Genomic DNA, 19,767 nt, shown 5'->3' with positions numbered 1-19,767 from the left:
CGTCGGAGCTTCGACCGGCCTCCCCCGGTGACCAGCATGGACAGCTGGGCCGGGTTCGCGCGCGGTGGGTGCCCCTCCGGGGCGGGGGTGTGGGCCGTACGGGTGAGCCCCGGGGCGGGTCAGCCCACCACGGGCAGCCTGAGCACTCCGGTGTCCTCGGGCGCGCTGGTGACGGTCACCGGCTTCACGCCCTTGTTGCCCCCGTACGCGTCGTCGCTCGCCGCCACCACGAAGCGCAGCTTGTGCCCCGTCTCGTACCGGTGCACGATCCCCGGCAGCGACACGGTGAACGGCTTCGTCACGTCCGGCACCCGCACGGGCGCCACGAGGCGGCGCACGAGCGTCTTCTTGCCGTCGGGCGCGATGTCGTACAGCTTGGCGAAGAGGACCAGCTTGTCGGCCGCGTCGCCGGAGTTCTGCACCCGCTCGGTCCGGGGCGAGACGACCTTGAGGGTGGCCTTCGCGGACCCCACCATGTTCACGGGGGCGGTCAGCGGCTCGCTCGTCCAGTCGAGGTAGGTGCCCTTGGTGTCGTGCGGCGCGGGGTCGGGCAGGCCGATCAGACCGGCGAGGCTGCTCTCGGAATGGCTGGTCGGGATGAGCCAGTTTCGGTACTCGCGGCTGCCGCGCGCGACCTTCTTGCGGGCGTCGACGAGCTTGGCGTCGCCGGACAGGTACAGCTTCTGGCTCAGGGCGGGCACCTTGGACGCGGTCGCGTAGGAGCCGTTCGGTCCGCTGTCGGCCGGGACCCAGTCCTGGTGGTAGGCGAAGGCCGGGCCGGTGTCGGCGGCCTTGTTCTGCCGGAGATAGCGGTCGAACCACGACAGGATGCGCTTGCCGACGTAGCTCGTCTCCAAGTTGCCCTCGGAGAGGTTGAGTTCACCGGATGCGGCGTCGGTGAGGCCGCCGCTGTGGCCCGCGGACTGCCAGATCATCTTCGCAGTGGTGCCCTGCGCCTTGAGCGTCTCGTACGTGGCCTGCGCCTCGTTGAGGTTGAAGAGGGTGTCGTTCTGGCCCTGGATCAGCAGGGTCGGAGCCTTGACCTGCGGCAGATAGGAGACGGGCGAGACGCTGCGGGCGTACTCCTGGAGTGCCTCGGTCTTGTCGGCCGGGTAGCGGCCCGAGTTGAGCGTACGGATCGTCTCGCAGGCCTTCGTGACGAAGTGCAGGCAGGTGAGGGAGTTGATGCGGGAGGGGTCCAGGCTCGGTTCGAGGAGCGGCTGGCCCTCGCCGATGAGGTAGAAGCCGTTCATCCACTGCCACTTGGCGGCACCTGGGACGCTGCGGTCGGAGGCGTTGTTCGGGTCGAGCGAGTAGCCCAGGTCGTTCCAGGTGACCATCGGCACGAGGGCGTCGACGCGGTGGTCCACGGCGGCCGTCGCCAGCTGGATCGCCCCGCCGTAGGAACCGCCGATCATGCCCACGCGTGGATCGGCCGCGGCGTCCTTGGTGACGTAGTCGACCGTCGTGCCGTCGTCGGCGGCGCGCTTGCCCGCGAGGAAGTCGACGAGCCCGGAGGCCGCCTTGCCGTCGATCTCCGGGTCGTCGAGGGAGATCAGACAGCCGGACTTGCCGAAGCCGAGCCCGGAGTAGACGAGCCCGACGTAGCCGCGCTCGGCGAAGGCCGTGCCGGTGGCCGCGGTCCCGCCGTCCGACTTGCTGCCGCCGAAGCCGTTGGTGGTCATGACGGCGGGTGCGGGGTGCCCGGCGTCGACGCCGGCGGGGCGGTAGAGATCGGCGTCGACCGTGCAGGTCCTGCCGCCGGTCTCGACCGTGAACTTCAGGGGCGTGACGGTGAATTGACCGGTGGCGCTCGCGGGTGTGGGCGCCGCGAGGGCCAGCGGCGCGGCCAGAGCGGCACCGACGGCGAGAGCGAGCGGCGCGCGGGAGCGGAAGCCGGAGCGGGCACGACGGGGTGCGGTACGACGGGACACGAGACCTCCACGCTGAGGACGGCCGACAGCCGACTACCGACCGGTAAGTAACCGGCCAGAGCCATGCTGTGACACGTGTCAGGTGCGGGTCAACGCCCGTGACAGGAGTTCTCGGCCGGACTTGACGGAAGTTCAGTGAGCGAGGTGCCGCTCACGAGGTACGGGCCTCATGCCAGCGCGGGCAGCTCCAGCGTCAACGTCCCCTTGTCCGCGTCCAGTTCCCCCGCGAGCCCGAACGGCACGGTCAGCGCCCCGTCACAGTGCCCGAACCCGAACTCCTCGACGACCGGCACACCAAGACCGCCGAGCCGGTCGAGCAGCAGCGCCCGCACCGTGTCGTACGGATCGCAGTCCATCCACGAACCGAGCGCGACCCCGCGGACTCCCTCGAACCAGCCCGCACGCAGGAGTTGGGTGAGATAGCGGTCGAGGCGGTACGTCTCTTCGCCGATGTCCTCCAGGAAGAGCAGCCCACCCCGCGCCGACGCGCGCACGCCGGGGGCGCCGACGTCCGAGGCGAGCAGGGAGAGGCAGCCGCCCAGTGTGACCCCCTTCGCACGGCCGGGCACGAGCGCCGTCCCGCCCGAGGCGATCACCTGGACCTGCTCGGGCGCGAAGAGCGTGGCTCGCAAGTGCTCCTGCGCCCGGCTGTTCTTGAGGAAATCCATGGCCGCGACCATCGGGCCGTGCAGCGTCGCAAGGCCGAGGCGCGCCGCGAACGCCTCGTGCAGCGTGGTGATGTCGCTGTAGCCCACGAACACCTTGGGGCCCGCCGCCCGCATCGCCGCCCAGTCCAGCGCCTCCACCATGCGCAGGGCGCCATAGCCGCCGCGGGCGCAGAGCACCGCGGAGACGGACGGGTCGCACCACGCCTCCTGGAGGTCACGGGCGCGATCGGCATCCGTGCCAGCGAGGTAGTCGAACCGCGGGTGGCGGTCCAGGACGTGCGGGGCGACGACCGGTTCGAGGTCCCAGCCCCGCAGGATGTCGAGGCCCGCCTGGAGCCGTTCCTCCGGGATGGGCCCGCTGGGCGCGACGACGGCGACCCGCGCGCCGGGGGTGAGGCGCGCGGGACGTATCAGGGGGATCACTTGGAGAGCTCCAGGGTGGGCGTGGTGCCCGACAACTTCAGGCGGAACACCTGCGCGTACAGGGCGAGTTCGGCTTCCAGGGACCGGATCAGCGTGTCCGCGCGACGGAATCCGTGCCCCTCGCCCTCAAAGGCGATGTACGCGTGCGGCACACCACGCCCCTGAAGTTCGGAGACGAACCGCTCGGCCTGTTCGGGCGGGCAGATCACGTCGTCGAGCCCCTGGAGCAGCAGGAAGGGCACACTGACCCGGTCGACGTGCTCCGCAGGGGAACGCTCCACGTAGCGCGTCGGCACCTCGTCGAAGGGGCCGATGAGCGAGTCCAGATAACGCGACTCGAAATCGTGGGTCCCGTCGGCGGCCCACTCCGTGAGGTCGAGGAGGGGGTAGATGATCGTGCCGCAGGCGTACACGTCCGTCGTGGTCAGCGAGGCGGCCGTGGTCCAGCCGCCCGCGCTGCCGCCGCGGATCGCCAGGCGGTCACGGTCGGCGGTGCCCTCGTCGGCCAGGGCCAGGGCGACGGCCGCGCAGTCCTCGACGTCCACGATGCCCCACTGCTCGCGCAGCCGGTTGCGGTACTCGCGGCCGTAGCCCGTCGAGCCGCCGTAGTTGACCTCGGCGACGCCGATGCCGCGGGAGGTGAAGTAGGCGATCTCCAGGTCGAGCACGAGCGGGGAACGGCTGGTGGGCCCGCCGTGCACCCACACCACGTACGGCGGGAGTTCCTCGTCGGGGGCCACGCAGGCCGGGTGGTGCGGAGGATAGATGTGCGCGTGGATCTCGCGTCCCGCCGGACCGCTGAAGGTGCGGATGCGCGGCTCGGGGTAGTACGCGGTGTCCACCGGGTCGTCGTGCGTGGCGCCGATCACGCGGGCGCGGCCGGTGCTGGTGTCCAGCTCCACGACTTCGTACGCGCTGCGGGGGCTGGCCGCGACGCCGACGGCGCGGGTGCCGTTCACCGCGACGCTCGCCGCCCACTCCGTCCAGGGGCCCGCCGCGTCGACGACTTCGCCGGTCTCCGGGTCGAGCACGCCGAGCGCGGTGGCGCCCTTGCCGTGCACGACGGCGACGAGGCCGCTGTCCAGGGGCGCGAACCAGCCGGATCCGATCTGCCACAGCGGGCCCCCGAACTCCTCCTCGCGCGGGCAGACGGGTGTTCCGTCGCCGCCCTCGGAGACGTCACCGCGGTAGAGGTTCCACCACCCCGTGCGGTCGCTCGCGAAAAGGAGCCGTCCGTCGGGAGCCCACTCCGCCTGCGCGATGGACTCCTCGGGGCCGCCCGCGAACACCCGCGGGGCGCCGAACGTGCCGTCCGCGCGGACCTCTGCGACCAGGAGTTCCGTGCCGTCCCACGGCATCCGGGGGTGGTCCCACGCGATCCACGCGGCGCGGGCGCCGTCCGGCGAGAGGCGAGGCCCGGTGATGAACCGGTGCCGGTCGTCGGAGAGTTCCCGCACCGCCGCGCGGTCGTCGGCCGCCGAGCCGTCGAGCGGCACGGCGACGGCGACTCTGCGCACGTCGGTCGGCCCCTCCCCCGTGTACTCCTCCATGACGCACCACACCTCGCCCCGGTCCAGGTGCACACACGGGTCGATGTAGCGCAGGCCGCCGCCCACGACGGAGAGCGGGGTCAGCGGGCTCGGCGCGGCTCCGGGAACGTCGGGCGCGAACGCGTACATGCGCTGGTCCGTGAAGTTCGCGAACACGATCAGTGGTCCGTCAGGACCCGCGGCCCCGGCCCAGGAACGCCCCCCGTACTCGATGACCCGGCTGCGCACGTTCCACGGCTGGGGCAGCACGGACTCCTCCGCGCCGTCCGGACGCCGTCGCACCAGGGCACGCCTGCCGCCCTCGGCGGGCCTCGGCTCGGTCCACCACGCCTCGTCCCCGACGAAGCCCACGGTGGCCGGAGAGCCGTCGTGGGACGCGGCGAGCGCCGCGTCGATGGGCGACGGCCATGATCCGTAAGCCTGGGTCTCCATCATGTCCTTCTCTTCCCCCATGATCGGTTGTGTTCCCTAGGCCGTTCTCAGATAGCGGTCGAGTACGCGGACGCCGAAGTGCAGCGCGTCGACCGGTACGCGCTCGTCGACTCCGTGGAAGAGCGCTTGGTAGTCGAAGCCCTCCGGTGTCCTCAGCGGCGAGAAGCCGTAGCCGGTGATGCCCAGTCGCGAGAACTGCTTGGCGTCCGTGCCGCCGGACATGCAGTACGGCACGACCTGTCCCTCGGGCGCGAATTCCTCGACGGCTGCCCGCATCTTCGCGTACGTCGACGAGTGGACCGGCGCCTGCAGCGCCACCTCGCGGTGGTGGAACTCCCAGTCGACGTCCACTCCGGTGAGCCGGTCAAGAGTGGCGGCGAACTCTTCCTCCCCGCCCGGCAGATACCGGCCGTCCACATAGGCGACGGCCTCCCCGGGAATCACGTTCACCTTGTAACCGGCGTGCAGCATCGTCGGGTTCGCGCTGCCCCGCACGGTAGGCGCGACCAGGTCGCCGGCCCGGCCGAGCTTCTCCAGGAGCGCGTCCACGTCGAATCCGGGTACGTCCAGATCGGCCTGTTCCCCGTACAGCGCGGCCAGTTCGGTCAGGGAGGCGCGGACCGTCGGCGTGAGCCGCACCGGCCAGCGGTGCTCACCGATGCGGGAGATCGCGGCCGCCAGCTTGCTCACGGCGTTGTCGGGATTCACCTTCGAGCCGTGGCCCGCCCTGCCGCGCGCGGTCAGCTTGAGCCAGCCGGTGCCGCGCTCCCCCGCGGCGATGGGGTAGAGCTGATTGCCGCGGCCGTCGTGGAAGGTGAACGCGCCGGACTCGCTGACACCTTCCGTGCAGCCCTCGAAGAGGGACGCGTGCTGATCGGCCAGGAACCCGGACCCGTCCTCGGCGCTGGCCTCCTCGTCGGCGGTGAACGCGATCACGATGTCCCGCCGTGGCCGCACTCCCGCGCGCGCCCAGCCGCGCACCACGGACAGGATCATCGCGTCCATGTTCTTCATGTCGATGGCGCCGCGGCCCCAGACGACGCCGTCGCGGATCTCCCCGGAGAAGGGGTCCACGCTCCAGTCCGCCGCCTCGGCGGGGACGACGTCCAGATGGCCGTGCACGAGCAGCGCGTCGGCGGAGGGGTCGGTCCCCTCGATGCGTGCGACGACGTTCGTACGCCCCGGTGTCCGCTCCAGAAGCGTCGGTTCGAGCCCGGCTCCGGCGAGGCGTTCGGCCGCGTACTCGGCGGCGGGCCGCTCCCGGCAGTCGCCGCCGCCCCGGTTCGTGGTGTCGATGCGGATGAGTTCGGAGGTGAACCGGACGACCTCGTCGAGCGCCTGCCCGTCGACGTGTCCGGTGGTCCGATGCCCCGGCTGCTCCTCAGCCATACTGCTCCTCCACGGCGGCCGATGCGATCGTCGTGACCGCCTTGAACGTACGAATGCCCTCGTACATGGTCTCGCTGGTGTACGCGACCTTCCGCTCGCCGGTGCGCCGCACGCCCGGCACCACGGTGGACGCCATGGACAGGTGCTCGGCGTCGAATTCCAGCTCCACGGTGAACGGGCCGCCCTGCACCGGTTCGTGCCGCACGGCGAGCGGGGCAGCCTCCTTGGCCGCGGCGCGGATGTCGGAGGCGGTCCGCCGCGGGGTGCGGCAGACCGCCGCGTACCGCGACACGTGGTCCTTCACGGCGACCTTCAGCGCGCCGGGCGCGTAGCCGAGGGCGTCCTCGCAGGCCAGGTCGTCGCCGGTGACGAGGACGACGGGGACCCCGTACTCGGCGACGACGTGGGAGTTGAGCAGTCCCTCGCTGGCCCGGTCGCCGTTGATCCACACGCCGGTGATCGAGTTGGCGAGGTAGGTGTGCGCGAGCACACCCTCCATGCCGGCGCCCGCGTGGTAGCCGATGAAGGCGATGCCGTCCACGTCGTCGTGCTGGACGCCCTCGACCATGGAGAGGGACTTGTGCCGCCCGGTGAGCATCTCGGCCCGCTCGTCGAGGTCCTCCAGGAGCAGGTTGCGCATGGTCCAGTGGGCTTCGTTGATGAGCACCTCGTCGGCGCCCCCGTCGAAGAAGCCGAGCACGGCGGCGTTGACGTCCGAGGTGAACATCGAACGGCACCGCTCCCACTGCGGCGTACCGGGCAGCACGTCGGCCGGCCACGTGACGCCCGTGGCCCCCTCCATGTCTGCGCTGATCAGGATCTTCATGCCGCCTCACGCTACGCGTTCGCCAACTCCTGGACCAGGTCCGTCGGTGACCGCGTCGCGTGCCGGTTGCCAGAGTGTGCTGCGCAGATCCGATCCGCGGACCAGCTGGATCCGCCAGGGCTCGATGCGGATCACGTGGTACTCGGGGTCCTCCGGGCCGCCGCGCCAGTAGTGGACCGGGTCGTAGCCGACGCCGGGCGGGCCGCCCCGCGTGTAGAGCTCCCAGGCGTGGCGTCTGGAAGCCTCGTCGTCGGCCCAGGCGGAGAGGGCGTCGACATGGACGGTGTTCTGGCGGGGATTCCAGTAGGAGTAGGTGGTGTGCGGGTTGTCGGCCAGGTGGGCGGCCTTGACGGGGGTCTTGTACGCGGCGAGCCAGCCGACCGGGCGGCCGTCGACGATCTCCCAGACGGGCAGCAGGACGCGCGCCCTGGGCCGGTGCTTCCGGTCTACGGTGATCATCGTGGCGTACTTGATGTCGCGTACGTACGAGAAGAACGTGTCCCGCACCTCGGAGAAGTCGCTGACTTTGGTGGTGGGCATGTCGGGTGCTCCTTGCCAGGTGAAGTGGTGGGTCAGTGGGTCGCGGGGATCTCGGTGCGCCCGGCCGCCGGGTCGCCGGAGGCCGTCACCGTGCCGGGCCGCGAGCGGAGCCCGAAGCTGCTGATCAGTGCGGCGATCACGGCCGCGGCGAGCGGGACCCAGAGAGCGGCGCGGTAGCCGTCCAGGAGCGCGGAGGGTGAACTGGACGTGGTGGCCCAGACGTTGACGGCGGTGACCGTGGAGAGGCCGAGGGCGGCGCCGAACTGGAAGGCGGTGTAGAGCAGTCCGCCGGCCAGGCCCTGCTCCTGTTCCTTGACGCCCTCGGTGGCGACGATGGTGAGCGGTCCGTAGGTGAGGGCGAAGCCGAGGCTGAGGATGATCAGGCTGGGGAACATCGCCAGGTACGTCCAGTCGGCGCCGACCGGCAGGAACAGGGCGTAGGAGAGCGCGGCGAGAAGAAGACCGCCGAAGATCACGCGGGCGTTGCCGAAGCGCTCGACCAGCTTGGGGGTGAGCGTGGGCGAGAGCACCGCGTCGAGACCGATGACGATCATCGCGAGGCTGGTCTGCAGCGTGGACCAGTCCCGCAGTTCCTGGAGGTAGAGGACGACCAGGAACTGGAATCCGAAGAAGCCGCCCGCGAAGAAGAGCCCCGCGAGGTTGGCGCGGACCAGGGCGCCGTTGCGGAAGATCCCCAGGCGGACGAGCGGGGACGCCGAGCGGCGCTCCACGGCGACGAAGACGGCGAGGAGGGTGAGACCCGCGGCGAGCGTGCCGATGGTGGCGGCGGCGCTCGCGTGCGATGCGCGCTCCACGCCGAGGACGAGCAGCACGATGGCGCCGGTGACCGTGAGGGCGCCCGCAAGGTCGACGCTCTGCCCGGTGCGGTCGGGCCGCGGGGACTTGGGGACGTAGGCGAGCGCGGCGGCCAGGATCACGGCGGAGAGCACCACGGGCACGAAGAACACCCAGCGCCAGCCGATCGCGGTGAGCAGCCCGCCGACGACCAGACCGATCGAGAAGCCGCCCGCGGCGGTCCCGGAGTAGAAGAGCAGTGCCTTGTTGCGGCGCGGGCCCTCCTCGAAGCCGGTGGTGATGATGGAGAGGCCCGCGGGGGTCATGAAGGCCGCGGCGACGCCGGTGACGAAGCGGGCGACGATCAGCGTCCAGCCCTCGGTGGCGAATCCGCCGAGCCCGGAGAAGACCAGGAAGACGGAGAGCCAGAAGACGAACATCTGACGGCGGCCGAAGAGGTCGGCGGCGCGGCCGCCGAGCAGCATGAAGCCCCCGTAGCCGAGGACGTAGGCGCTCATGACCCACTGCAGGGACCCGGTGGACAGGCCCAGGTCCGCGCGGATGGACGGCAGGGCCACGTTGAGCATGGCGACGTCGATGCCCTCCAGGAAGATCGCGCCGCACAGGACGAGCAGGACGCCCCACTCGCGGGGCTTGAACTGTGGGTTCATGTCTCTTCTCCGCCAATTCATCGATGGTGCGGGGGTGTTGCCGGGGGATCTCCCGGCTCACTCAGCCTCGGTCAGGGCGCAGGGACGGAACAACGGCGAAGATCGCAACGTTCGTTCAACCAGGCTTACCGATCCGAGCTGCCTGGGGGGACGTCGATGGAACGCGATGAACTGGAGTGCTTTCTGCTCCTGGCCGAGGAGCTGCACTTCGGCAGGACGGCCGAGCGCATGCGGCTGTCCCGGGCCCGGGTGAGCCAGCTGATCCAGCGCACCGAACGCCGCGTCGGCGCACCGCTGTTCGTCCGTACGAGCCGGCGCGTCGGCCTCACCGCCCTTGGCCGTCAGCTCCGTGCGGACCTGGAACCGCACCACCGGGCGATCGATGCCGCCGTCGAGCGGGCCGCGGCCACGGCGCGCGGCATCGACAGCGTGCTGCACGTCGGTTTCGCCAACCCGCTGGCCGGCGAGATCGTGATGAGGGCGACGGAGGCGCTGCGCGTGAGCCATCCGGGCCTTGCCGTGGAGATCTGCGAGGTGCCGCTCGGTGATCCGTACGGGCAGTTGCGCAAGGGTGAGTTCGACGTGCAGCTGACGGAGTTCCCGGTGCGCGAGGACGACCTGGGCGGCGGTCCCGCGCTGCTCGCGGAGGAGCGTGTCCTCGCGATCGCTTCGGCGCATCCGCTGGCGGCGCGTGACTCGGTCTCGCTCGACGACCTGGCCGATGTGCCGCTCCTGACGATCGACGGCAAGGTGCCCGACTACTGGCTCGAGCACCACGTCCCTTCCCGCACCCCGTCCGGCGAACCGATCGGACGCGGTCCCGGTGTGACCAACATGCAGGAGGCGCTGATGCTGGTCGCGGGCGGCAAGGGTGCCTTCCTGGCCCCCGCGCACACCGGGACGTACTTCACCCGGCCGGGAGTCGCCTACGTGCCCTTCGCCGACGCCGAACCGGTCGACTACGGCCTGGTGTGGCGGGCCGGGCACGACACGGGGGTGGTCGCGGCCTTCGCGCGCACCGCACGCGAGGTGGCCCACGAGGTGGCGCAGGGAGATCCCCGGAGCGTGGTGCCGGGAGACCTCACCGCGGCGGGCTGACGGAGACGGGGGTCCCGGTGCGGCGCGCCGCACGGACCGCGCCGACGGCGACCACGGCCCAGACCGCGAGCGCCGGCCAGACGAGCACCTCTCCGCAGGTCCAGAGCGCCGGTACGTCCGCGGCCGTTGAGGTGGACAACGCGGCGACGGCGGTCATGCCGAGAGGGAAGACGGTGGCCCAGCGGCGTACGTCGTGCTGCGGGCGCGGCCACCGCAGTTCGCAGGCGACGAGCACCGCGTACCAGGCGAAGGCCAGGCCGAGCACGACCAGCGTGACGGTCCGCAGGACGTCGTGCGCCGGGGTGGCCCACCCCAGCGTGCCGTCCGGCACGGCGGCGGCGACCAGCTTGGATCCCGCGAGGGCGGAGATGGCCATGGCACCCGCGATGATCCAGTGGTCGCCCCGGCCGGTCGCGAGTTGGCGGAAGTCGAAGCGGAGCAGCACCACGCCGTACAGGACGAGGCCGATGACGAAGAGCACGAGGGCGGGCCACATCAGCCACCCCTGCCGGTCGGCGGTGGCCACGGTGGCGGCGAGGACGACGATCGCCTGGGTGGCCACGCACACCAGATAGGCGGCGCCCGGGACCCTGCTCTGCCAGTGGCGGATGACGTGGGACATCAGCAGCGGCCAGAGCAGCACGCTGAGGCAGAGCAGCGCCACCGATACGGGCTGGTGTCCGAGCAGGGAGAGGCGGGTGCCGAGTACCGCCGTCGCGGCTACGGCGGTCAGGGCGGGCGGGGTGTCGATCTCATGGCGCCAGCGGTCCCGCTCGGTCAGCAGATGCCGTACGAAGACGGTGGCGAGGAACACCCACACCAGCCCCGCCACCACGAGCAGCGCCAGCGACGCCCACTCCACGCCGAGCAGGTGCAGTGCGACGGAGAGCACGGCAGTGGCCATGACCACGGCTCCGGACGCGGGCGGCAGTCCGTCCGCCCAGTCGGCCCGGCGCGGACCGCGGCTGCTGGCTGCATCGCTCGGCATGGCGCGACTCCATCAACGTACGAGCCCCTGGCCGCGATCCTGGCACGCCCGCGAGGCCCCGGCACGCCGAAGCGGCCGCGTCCCACGCGGGCTGCGGCCGCTCACAGCTTGAAGACCACTCCCCGCCACACCCAGCCCGCGCCGAGGACCGCGTCGCGCAGGGGGTCCTTCATGTCCGCGGGGTCGAAACTGAAGGTTTCCTTCTTGTGCAGCTTGCCGTCGGTGCCGCGCTCGTAGGTCCATTGGCGGGACTTCACGGTCGACTGCCCGCGGGAGTACTCGCGTGACTGCGCAAGCCTGGGGGTGCCCCCGACCCATGAGACCTGCCACTGCTCGTCGAGGGCGCGTACCTCGTGGCTGTCCGGGACCAGGCGCATCCGGGTCTTGAGTGTCCGGTCCAGCTGGGTGCGGACGAAGAAGGTGTGCCAGGCGGGCTCCATGATCCGCCACTCCGCCACCAGGTCGGCGCCCTCGGCAGGGGTGCCGTTGCGTACGCGGTACGGCACGTCTGAGCCGTTGAGCCCGAGCAGCGCGGCCCGCACTTCGTCGGCCGGGCGTGGTGCGACACCAATGCCGGGATGCTTGGTGCCGGTCAGCTTGTCGAAGAGGCCCATCGGGTCAACCTATGGACGGTTGACGTGCACCCGCAAACGCCGGGCGCCCGCGGCCTCAGATCACCGCCCCACCACCAGCCACCTCGACGGCAGTTCTATCCGCGTGCCGTCCGGGGTGAACTCGGTGGTGGTCAGCGGAAGTTCACCCTTCGCGAGTACCGTCAGGCCCGCCGCGGTGACATACTCCGGCACCGCGGCGTCGGCGACCTCGCCCGGCACGATGCCGTGCGCGAACACCGGTGCCAGCTTCGGCGGCGGGCCCTCGGGGCTCTGGGCGAGGCCTCGCAGGACCGGGCCCGCGGCCTCGGCGAGCTCCACCACGAACGCTCTGCCGCGCTCACCGAGCAGCGTCGCGATGCCGTCGACGAGCAGCTGTCGCTCGTCGGGATCGCACTGGTGGAGCACGCCGCGCATGTAGACGTTCGCGTCGCCGAGCTCCGCGTGCAGTTGCTCCGTCTCGGCCTTCTCCACGGCGTCGACCTGCCGGAACTCCACCTGTCCCGCCGGGTCGGCGTGCCGCGCGTGAAGCAGCGCGGCGGCGGACAGGTCGGCGCCGAGGACGCGCGGGTAGCGGTCGGCGAGGAAGCGCGTCTGGGTGCCGTTGCCACAGCCGAGGTCCAGGAGGGGCAGGCCCGCGGCCACCAGGTGCGGTTCGAGGAGGGCGAGGTGGATGCCCGCCGTGAGCACGGGTTCCGCGTCCCAGAAGACGGCTCCCGCTTCGTCGGGGGCGTCCCGCCAGAACCCCTCCCAGGCATCCCTGTACCGACGCGTGACGCTCATGCCCAGCTCCCCAGGATTGCGACGACGACCGCCGAAGCCGACGGCAAGATCGGTCTATCGCGCCCGGGGTGTACGGACAAGTCACCGGCGCAATCAATTGCGCGGTGGCCCCAGTTCGAACCACACGGTCTTGCCGGAGGCCGTACGGCTGGTCCCCCACTCCTTGGCGAGCACGCTGACGATCCGCAGTCCGCGCCCGAACTCGTCGCCGGGGCCCGCGTTCAGCAAGGTGGGCAGGGTGTGGTCGTCGTCCTCGACCTCGCAGACCAGCGTGGCCCCGGAGCGGACGAGGCGGAGTCCGACGTGGCCGCCGCGCGAGTGCCGCACGGCGTTGGTGACGAGCTCGCCCGCCAGAAGCTCGGCGGTCTCGGCGAGGGCGTCGCGCGACCAGATGCGCAGCTGGTCGCGGACCAGATCGCGGGCCCTGCTCACCTCGCTCGGGTCGAGTGCGAGGCGCCAGCTCGCGACGTCCTCGTCCGCGATGCCGTTCAGACGTGCCATCAGGAGGGCCACGTCGTCCTTGCGCCCGCCACGAGTGTTGAGCGCGCGGATGATGGTGTCGCAGGCGGCGTCCATGGAGGCGGCCGGGTGGGCCGCGGACTCGGTGAGCGTGGCGAGGCCGACGCCGATGTCCTCGCCGCGGACCTCGACGAGGCCGTCGGTGCACATCAGCAGCCGGTCACCGGGCGCCACGCGTACGGTGACCGCCTCGAAGGGCACGCCTCCCACGCCGATGGGCGCACCCGTAGGCAGTTCGATGAGTTCGCTGCGGCCGTCATCGGCTCGGACGAGAACGGGCGGGATGTGGCCCGCGTTGGCGAGGTGCAGCTCGCTCGCTATCGGGTCGTAGACCGCGTACAGGCATGTCGCGAGGTAGTGCTCGCCGAGCCGCTGTGCCAGGTCGTCGAGGTTGCGCAGGAGCTGGGCGGGCGGCAGGTCCAGGGCGGCCATGGTCTGGACTGCCGTGCGCAACTGGCCCATCATCGCCGCCGAGTTGAGGCCGTGGCCCATCACGTCGCCGACGACCAGCGCGGTGCGCGATCCGGGCAGCTTCACGGAGTCGAACCAGTCGCCGCCGACCCGGCCGAGGAGCGTGCCCGGCAGATAGCGCGTGGCGATGTCACAGCCGGTCATGCGCGGCTCGATGTGCGGCAGCATGCTGTCCTGGAGGGTGTCGGCGACGCTCTCCTGGTAGGTGTACATGCGGGCGTTGTCGAGCACGAGGCCCGCGCGGGCGGCGAGTTCGGCTCCGGTGACGCGGTCCATGTCGTTGAAGACGGGCCGCTCCTGGTGGCGCAGCAGGATCATGAATCCGAGCACCACATTGCGGGCCTTCAGCGGTACGACGAGCATCGAGCGGTGGTTGATGAGCGGGCGGATGTCGCGCTTCTCGAACTGCGAGGCGATCGCGTTGCCCATCTCCTCGGTGATGCGCGGCACGAGGACCGGATCGCCCGAGGTCATGCACTGGAAGAACGGGGTGTGCGACGGGAAGGGCATGGATTCACCGACGGGCACGACGTCGTCCCAGCGGCCCGGCTCGTCCGTGTGCTCCAAGGCGACCCGGTGCCACATCGTGGTCTCGTCCGGCGGCCCCTCGGAGAAGCCCTCGCCCGCGACGACCTGTTCACGCAGGTACGTGCCCGCGACGTCCGTGAACCGGGGCACGACGGCGCGGCTGACCTCGATGATGGTGCGTGAGAGGTCGAGCGAGGAGCCGATGCGGCCGCTGACCTCGTTCAGGAACTCCAGGTGTTCGCGCACCGCCGCGTATTCGAGGTCCTCGCCCTCGTCGCGGGTGCCGGGCTCGGGCGGGCGGCCGTCGGCGGCGGCCTGCTGGGCGCGCAGCCTGCGTGCCGTGCGCTCGGCGCGCCGCGGCACGCCCCAGTCAGGCGTGACGGGCACGCGGTCGTGCTTGCTGAACTCCAGTACCGGATAGCCCAGTTCGAGGATCTGCGCCACGATGCGGGAGCTCTCGCCCACGCTCATGCTGGGCAGGATCTCGGGCAGCCGGCCGGCCAGTTCGTCCGCTCCGGGGAAGTCGGTGTGCAGGGCGAAGCCCGGCGCGATCCGCTCGACCTGCCCCGGTTCTGGGTCGTCCTCGTCGGCCAGCCGGTCGGCGTCCGCCGCGAGGACGAGCAGCCGCTCAGGGCCGGGGCCGACGAGGGGGTACGCCCACCACAGGACGTCCACCCGGTGGTGTTCGCCGCCGGGCACGGAGAGGCGCGCGCGTCCGGCAGCGGGGTACGAGATGCGTCCGTCGAGGGAGGTCTCCAGGTCGGGCCCCAGGCCGTCGTACTCGCCGTAGTCGGCGTGGCCCTCGGGGATCGCGCCCGCCACCGGGAGCAGGTCGCCCGCCGGGGTGCCGACCGCCGCCTCTTTCGCGTACCCGAACAGCTTGCGCGCGCCGGTGCTCCAGTGCGACACGAGGCCCGCGCCGTCGATGACGACCACGGCGAGTGGGATCCGGCCGGCCACGGCATGCTGCGCCACCGGCCCGCCCGGGGTGCCGTATTCCATGGCCAACGCTCCTTCCGGCGGCACCGCGAAGGCCTGCGCCACCCCAACCACCGTACGACCGGGACAGGTTGCCATGCGGTGCAATAGGGGAATTGGGCCCCATGGGGGCGCCTCCGGCGGGTATTTTTCCGCCACCCCGCCGGATGACGCCGCGGAGACCCGACAGAAGGGGCCTAGGTCCCTTCTGCCACGGAGATCCGGCAGAGGGGGCCTAGTCCTCGTGGCCCAGCTGGAGATCGCGTTCCGTGCGTCCGCCGCCCGCGACCTGGAGCACGGTCGCCACCGGCGGGTAGCCCGCGGCGATGACCGTGTACTCGCCGGACGACAGGTCGATGAACCGGAAGGTGCCGTCCTCCCTGGTCGTGAGGGTGTCCACGACGTTGCCCGCCGCGTCGAGCAGCGTCACGCGGGCGTCCTCCACGGGCCGGCCGCCGGTGGCCCGCACGGTGCCGCGCAGGACGGCGCCGCCGGCGAGCTCGACGTCCTGCCGCGTCTCGCGGGAGGCCTGCACGCTGACGGGCAGGGCCGCCGGGCGGAAGGCGGGTGCGCTTGCGGCCAGGGTGTACTCGCCGGCCACCAGCTCCGTGATCACATAGCCGCCTTCGCGCCCGCTGCGGGTGGTGGCGACGACCTCGCCGCGGACGTCGGTGAGGGTCACCGCGGCGTCCCTGACCGGGGTGCCGTCAGCGGTGACCACGCTGCCGGCCAGGCGCCCCGCGCCGCCGAGCACCACGTCGAGCTCCACGGGGCGCTCGCCGACGGTGACGGTGACCGCCTGCGGCTGGTGGCCGCCCGCGGCCGCGATCAGGACGAACGATCCCGAGCCCGGCGTGGAGAGCGCGTACCGCCCGTCGTCGCCGCTCGCGCCGCGGCCGATCTGCCGGCCCCCGACGTCGATGAGGGTCAGGGCGGCGCGGGGCACGACGGTGCCGTCCGGGTGCTGCACGGTGCCGCAGACGGGCACACCGGCGGCGTAGGAGGTACGGGCCTGAGGGACGGGGGTGGCTTCGGCGGTGGGGGCGTCCTGGGACGCTGCGCTGGACAACAGGGGAGTCTCCTTGAGGAAGAAGGTGATCAGCATGCCGAGGACGAGGACCGGCACCAGGTAGAGGAAGATGCGGGGCATCGCGTCGGCGTACGCCTGGATGTAGCCCTCGCGCAGCGGGGCGGGCATCGCGTGGACGAGCTGCGGGGTGATGGCCTCGGCGTCCGGAAGACCGGCCCCGGCCGGGATGCGGTCGGCAAGGGAGTCCGCGAGGCGGTCGGCGAAGAGCGTGCCGAAGATGGCGGCGCCGACACTGCCGCCGATCTGCCGGAAGTAGTTGTTGGCGCTGGTGGCCGTGCCCAGGTCGGAGGGGCGTACGGCGTTCTGCACGGCGAGGATGAGCACCGGCATGACGAGGCCGACGCCCGCGCCGAGCACGGCCATCCAGATGCTGTAGTGCAGCCGGGGCGTGTCGGCCTCCAGGCGGGAGAGCAGCCACATGCCGATGACGGACAGGATGCCGCCGAGCACCGGGTAGATCTTGTAGCGCCCGGTGTGGCTGATGAGCTGGCCGGAGAGGATCGAGGCGCCGACGATGCCGCCCATCATCGGCAGCATGAGCAGTCCTGACTCGGTGGCGCTCGCGCCGTCGACCATCTGCAGGAAGGTCGGCAGATAACTGGCCGCCCCGAAGAGGGCGATGCCGACGACCATGCCGACCAGCGCGGTGATGTTGAAGACCGAGTCGCGGAACAGGCGCAGCGGGATGATCGGTTCTGCGGCGAAGCGTTCGGCGACCACGAAGAGCACGATCGAGGCGACGGCACCGGCCGCGAGCCCCAGGATGACGCGTGAGCCCCACTCGTACTCGGTGCCGCCCCAACTGGTCAGGAGCACCAGGCAGGTGGAGGCGGAGGCGAGCAACAGCGCGCCCAGGACGTCGAGTCGGGCCTTGACCGCGCGCTTGGGCAGCTTGAGCGCGAAGCTGACGACGAGGAAGGTGACGAGCCCGAAGGGCACGTTGAAGTAGAAGCACCAGCGCCAGGTGACGTGGTCGGTGAAGAAGCCGCCGAGCAGGGGTCCGGCGACCGACGCGAGTCCGAAGGCGGCGCCGATCAGGCCCATGTAGCGGCCGCGTTCCCTGGGCGGGACGATGTCCGCGATGATCGCCTGCACGCCGATCATGAGTCCGCCAGCGCCGACGCCCTGGAGGGCGCGGAAGGCGATGAGCTGGTCCATCGTGCGCGACCAGCCGGCGAGCGCGGAGCCGATGATGAAGATGATGATCGCGAACTGGAAGACGCCCTTGCGTCCGAAGAGATCGCCGAGCTTGCCGTAGATGGGCAGGCCGATCGTGGACGTCAGCAGGTAGGCGGTGATCGCCCAGGACATCTTGTCCAGGCCGTGCAGCTCACCGACGATCTTCGGGAGCGCGGTGGCGACGATCATCTGCTCGAGGGCGGCGAGCAGCAGGGCGAGCATGAGCCCGACGAAGACCATCCGGACGCGCCCGGGGCTGAGTCCCGCCGTCGCCGACACATGCTCTTGGGGAGGTGGCGGCTCCTCGATGCCCGCAGGCACCGCCACCACCGTCAAGTCCCCCTGCTCGGCGCCCTTCACCAGCGTCGTGCCGCCCACGTCCTGCTCCCCTCGTCGCGCCTGCGCCGCATTTCTCGCATTACGCGACAACTGCGAGCAAGCGCGACGAGTCGCCCCTGTCGGGGGTCCGGCCCACGTATGCGCCGGTGGGAGCCCTACGCCGTACAATTGGCCCGAACAGAAAACCACTCGAAACGGTGAGCGTGACAACAACCCTGTCGGGCTACCGGAGTTGAGGTCCGGCCAGGAAGCGTTCCGCTTCGCGGCCTGCTTCTCGGCCTACTTCTCGACCTCGGCGGCGAGCTTGCCGAGCACCTCGTCGTAGATCCGCCCGAGCCCCTTGGGGGCGAAGGTCTTCTCGAAGAAGCCGCCGATGCCGCCCGCGCCGTTCCACACGGTGGAGACGACCACGCGCGCCTTACCCTCCCCCGCCGGGGTCACCCGCCAGGTGGTGACCATGGAGGAGTTGCGGTCCTTCTCTACGAGTTCCCCGTCGGTCGGTTCGCTGACCTCCAGGAGGCAGTCGCGGATGCGCTTGCTGGTGGCCTGCAGCTTCCAGTGGACGAGCGTCCCCTCGCCGTCGCCGCCCTCGCGCACCTCGAACTCGCTGAAGTGCTCCGACAGGATCTTCGGACGCGTGCCTTCGTAGTCGGCGAGCGCGTCGAAGACGTCCTCCGGCCGCGCCGCGATGATCCGCTCCGTGGTCGCCTCGACCTGCGCCATGGCACTTCCTCCAGCACTCGGTTGTTCAGGGTGATCCCCGGAAGCCAACCACCCTGCGTGCCGGGCCCCCAAATCGGGGTCCCCGAGGGGTCCCCGAGGGGCCACCGAGGGGTCGCCGAGGTATGCCCTCGCACGATCAAGGGAACATGTGTTCTATTCTGTGGTCAGTGCTACCGAGGAGGCGTCATGCGCTGGGAGAACCTCGCCGACGGGCCGTCACGGGGTGTCGCGGATGCCGCGCTGTTCGGCGCGGACGCGGTCACCACGAGGACCTTCGACACCCCTGAGTTCCGTGGGATCACCTTTCACGAGATCCGGGCCAGAACGATCGTGAACCGGGTGCCGGGAGCGTCCCGCATGCCGTTCGAATGGACGGTCAATCCGTACCGGGGCTGCACGCACGCGTGCGTCTACTGTTTCGCGCGCAAGACGCACAGCTACCTGGACCTGGACACGGGGCTCGGCTTCGACAGCCAGATCGTGGTCAAGGTCAACGCCCCCGACCTGCTGCGCCGCCGTCTCGCCTCGCCCCGCTGGCTCGGCGAACACATAGCGATGGGCACGAACGTCGACTGCTATCAGCGCGCGGAGGGACGCTACGGCCTCATGCCCGGGATCATCGCCGCCCTGCGCGATCACGCGAACCCCTTCTCCATCCTCACGAAGGGCACGCTGATCCTGCGGGACCTCGACCTGCTGCGGCAGGCCGCCGACGTCACGGACGTCGGCGTCTCGGTCTCGGTGGGCTTCATCGACCAGGAACTGTGGCGCACCGTGGAGCCGGGCACGCCCGCCCCGGAGAGGCGCCTCGACGTCGTACGGACGCTGACCGATCACGGCATCGGGTGCGGGGTGCTCATGGCGCCGGTGATCCCCTTCCTCGGGGACCGCTCCGAGCAACTGCGGGCGACCGTACGGGCCATCGCCGCCTCAGGGGCGACGTCCGTGACCCCGCTCGTGCTGCATCTGCGGCCCGGAGCGCGCGAGTGGTTCATGGCCTGGCTCCAGCAGCACCACCCGTATCTCGTGCGACGTTACGAACGGCTGTACGCGGAAGGCGCCTACGCACCCAAGTGGTACCAGCGACGCATCACCCGCCAAGTACACGAACTGGCCGAGGAGTTCGGCATAGGCCCCACCCGCGCGGACACACCCCGCCGCATCCGCACACCCCAGTCTCCGGCCACCGAACCCGCACCCCCCGGCGGCACGCAGCTCACGCTGCTCTGACA

At 71.1% G+C, this 19,767-nt stretch carries 15 protein-coding genes; 2 read left to right on the top strand and 13 right to left on the bottom strand.

Annotated features, from left to right (window positions below; all coding sequences use genetic code 11):
- Nucleotides 1-119: 119 nt before the first annotated feature.
- The 7 genes from ACZ5U5_RS33285 to ACZ5U5_RS33255 all read right to left on the bottom strand — a co-directional run bounded on the left by ACZ5U5_RS33285 (nt 120) and on the right by ACZ5U5_RS33255 (nt 9,228).
- The gene (locus ACZ5U5_RS33285; protein ID WP_469029156.1) at nt 120-1,934 is read right to left on the bottom strand and encodes an alpha/beta fold hydrolase; all 1,815 of its coding nucleotides are present in this window, start codon (nt 1,932-1,934) and stop codon (nt 120-122) included.
- A gap of 167 nt (nt 1,935-2,101) precedes the next feature.
- On the bottom strand, nt 2,102-3,025 hold the full coding sequence (locus tag ACZ5U5_RS33280) for a S66 peptidase family protein (RefSeq protein ID WP_469029153.1): 924 nt from the start codon (nt 3,023-3,025) through the stop codon (nt 2,102-2,104).
- Nucleotides 3,022-5,007 carry a dipeptidyl-peptidase 5 gene (locus ACZ5U5_RS33275; protein ID WP_469029801.1) on the bottom strand — a complete coding sequence of 662 codons (1,986 nt, stop codon included), beginning with the start codon at nt 5,005-5,007 and terminating at the stop codon, nt 3,022-3,024. Before ACZ5U5_RS33275 ends, ACZ5U5_RS33280 begins: the two co-directional genes overlap by 4 nt.
- A 36-nt stretch (nt 5,008-5,043) precedes the next feature.
- A complete protein-coding gene (locus ACZ5U5_RS33270) occupies nt 5,044-6,396 on the bottom strand; it encodes a M20/M25/M40 family metallo-hydrolase (RefSeq protein WP_469029150.1) in 1,353 nt (450 codons plus the stop codon).
- The gene (locus ACZ5U5_RS33265; protein ID WP_469029147.1) at nt 6,389-7,222 is read right to left on the bottom strand and encodes a M55 family metallopeptidase; all 834 of its coding nucleotides are present in this window, start codon (nt 7,220-7,222) and stop codon (nt 6,389-6,391) included. The genes ACZ5U5_RS33270 and ACZ5U5_RS33265 overlap by 8 nt, the downstream gene beginning before the upstream one ends.
- Nucleotides 7,223-7,228: 6 nt before the next feature.
- The gene (locus ACZ5U5_RS33260) at nt 7,229-7,762 is read right to left on the bottom strand and encodes a pyridoxamine 5'-phosphate oxidase family protein (protein WP_469029145.1); all 534 of its coding nucleotides are present in this window, start codon (nt 7,760-7,762) and stop codon (nt 7,229-7,231) included.
- Nucleotides 7,763-7,794: 32 nt separating this feature from the next.
- Nucleotides 7,795-9,228 (bottom strand): MFS transporter, encoded by a 1,434-nt coding sequence (locus tag ACZ5U5_RS33255; RefSeq protein ID WP_469029143.1) that lies wholly within the window; start codon nt 9,226-9,228, stop codon nt 7,795-7,797.
- A gap of 156 nt (nt 9,229-9,384) precedes the next feature.
- Between ACZ5U5_RS33255 and ACZ5U5_RS33250 the strand changes: the two genes are divergently transcribed.
- Entirely contained in the window at nt 9,385-10,326 is a 942-nt protein-coding gene (locus ACZ5U5_RS33250) for a LysR family transcriptional regulator (protein WP_469029141.1), read from the top strand.
- On the opposite strand, the gene ACZ5U5_RS33245 is transcribed toward ACZ5U5_RS33250, so the two are convergent.
- From ACZ5U5_RS33245 to ACZ5U5_RS33220, 6 genes are all read right to left on the bottom strand, one after another.
- Complete coding sequence (locus tag ACZ5U5_RS33245; protein ID WP_469029140.1) at nt 10,310-11,314, bottom strand: tellurite resistance/C4-dicarboxylate transporter family protein; 1,005 nt, start codon at nt 11,312-11,314, stop codon at nt 10,310-10,312. The two genes, ACZ5U5_RS33250 and ACZ5U5_RS33245, sit on opposite strands and share 17 nt — an antisense overlap.
- Before the next feature lie 101 nt (nt 11,315-11,415).
- Complete coding sequence (locus tag ACZ5U5_RS33240; RefSeq protein ID WP_469029138.1) at nt 11,416-11,928, bottom strand: hypothetical protein; 513 nt, start codon at nt 11,926-11,928, stop codon at nt 11,416-11,418.
- Between the two features lie 60 nt (nt 11,929-11,988).
- On the bottom strand, nt 11,989-12,708 hold the full coding sequence (locus ACZ5U5_RS33235) for a class I SAM-dependent methyltransferase (RefSeq protein WP_469029136.1): 720 nt from the start codon (nt 12,706-12,708) through the stop codon (nt 11,989-11,991).
- 93 nt (nt 12,709-12,801) lie between these two features.
- A complete protein-coding gene (locus ACZ5U5_RS33230) occupies nt 12,802-15,228 on the bottom strand; it encodes an ATP-binding SpoIIE family protein phosphatase (protein WP_469029134.1) in 2,427 nt (808 codons plus the stop codon).
- Between the two features lie 211 nt (nt 15,229-15,439).
- Nucleotides 15,440-17,851: an MFS transporter gene (locus tag ACZ5U5_RS33225; RefSeq protein ID WP_469029131.1), complete on the bottom strand. Its 2,412-nt coding sequence runs from the start codon at nt 17,849-17,851 to the stop codon at nt 15,440-15,442.
- A gap of 240 nt (nt 17,852-18,091) precedes the next feature.
- A complete protein-coding gene (locus tag ACZ5U5_RS33220; protein ID WP_469029129.1) occupies nt 18,092-18,535 on the bottom strand; it encodes an SRPBCC family protein in 444 nt (147 codons plus the stop codon).
- Between the two features lie 186 nt (nt 18,536-18,721).
- Between ACZ5U5_RS33220 and ACZ5U5_RS33215 the strand changes: the two genes are divergently transcribed.
- Nucleotides 18,722-19,765 (top strand): Rv2578c family radical SAM protein, encoded by a 1,044-nt coding sequence (locus ACZ5U5_RS33215; protein ID WP_469029126.1) that lies wholly within the window; start codon nt 18,722-18,724, stop codon nt 19,763-19,765.
- Nucleotides 19,766-19,767 lie beyond the last annotated feature (2 nt).

Source organism: Streptomyces sp. NPDC033177 (assembly GCF_055577715.1).
Note: the sequence above shows the minus strand (reverse complement) of the source record. Positions and strands in the feature narration are given on the sequence as shown.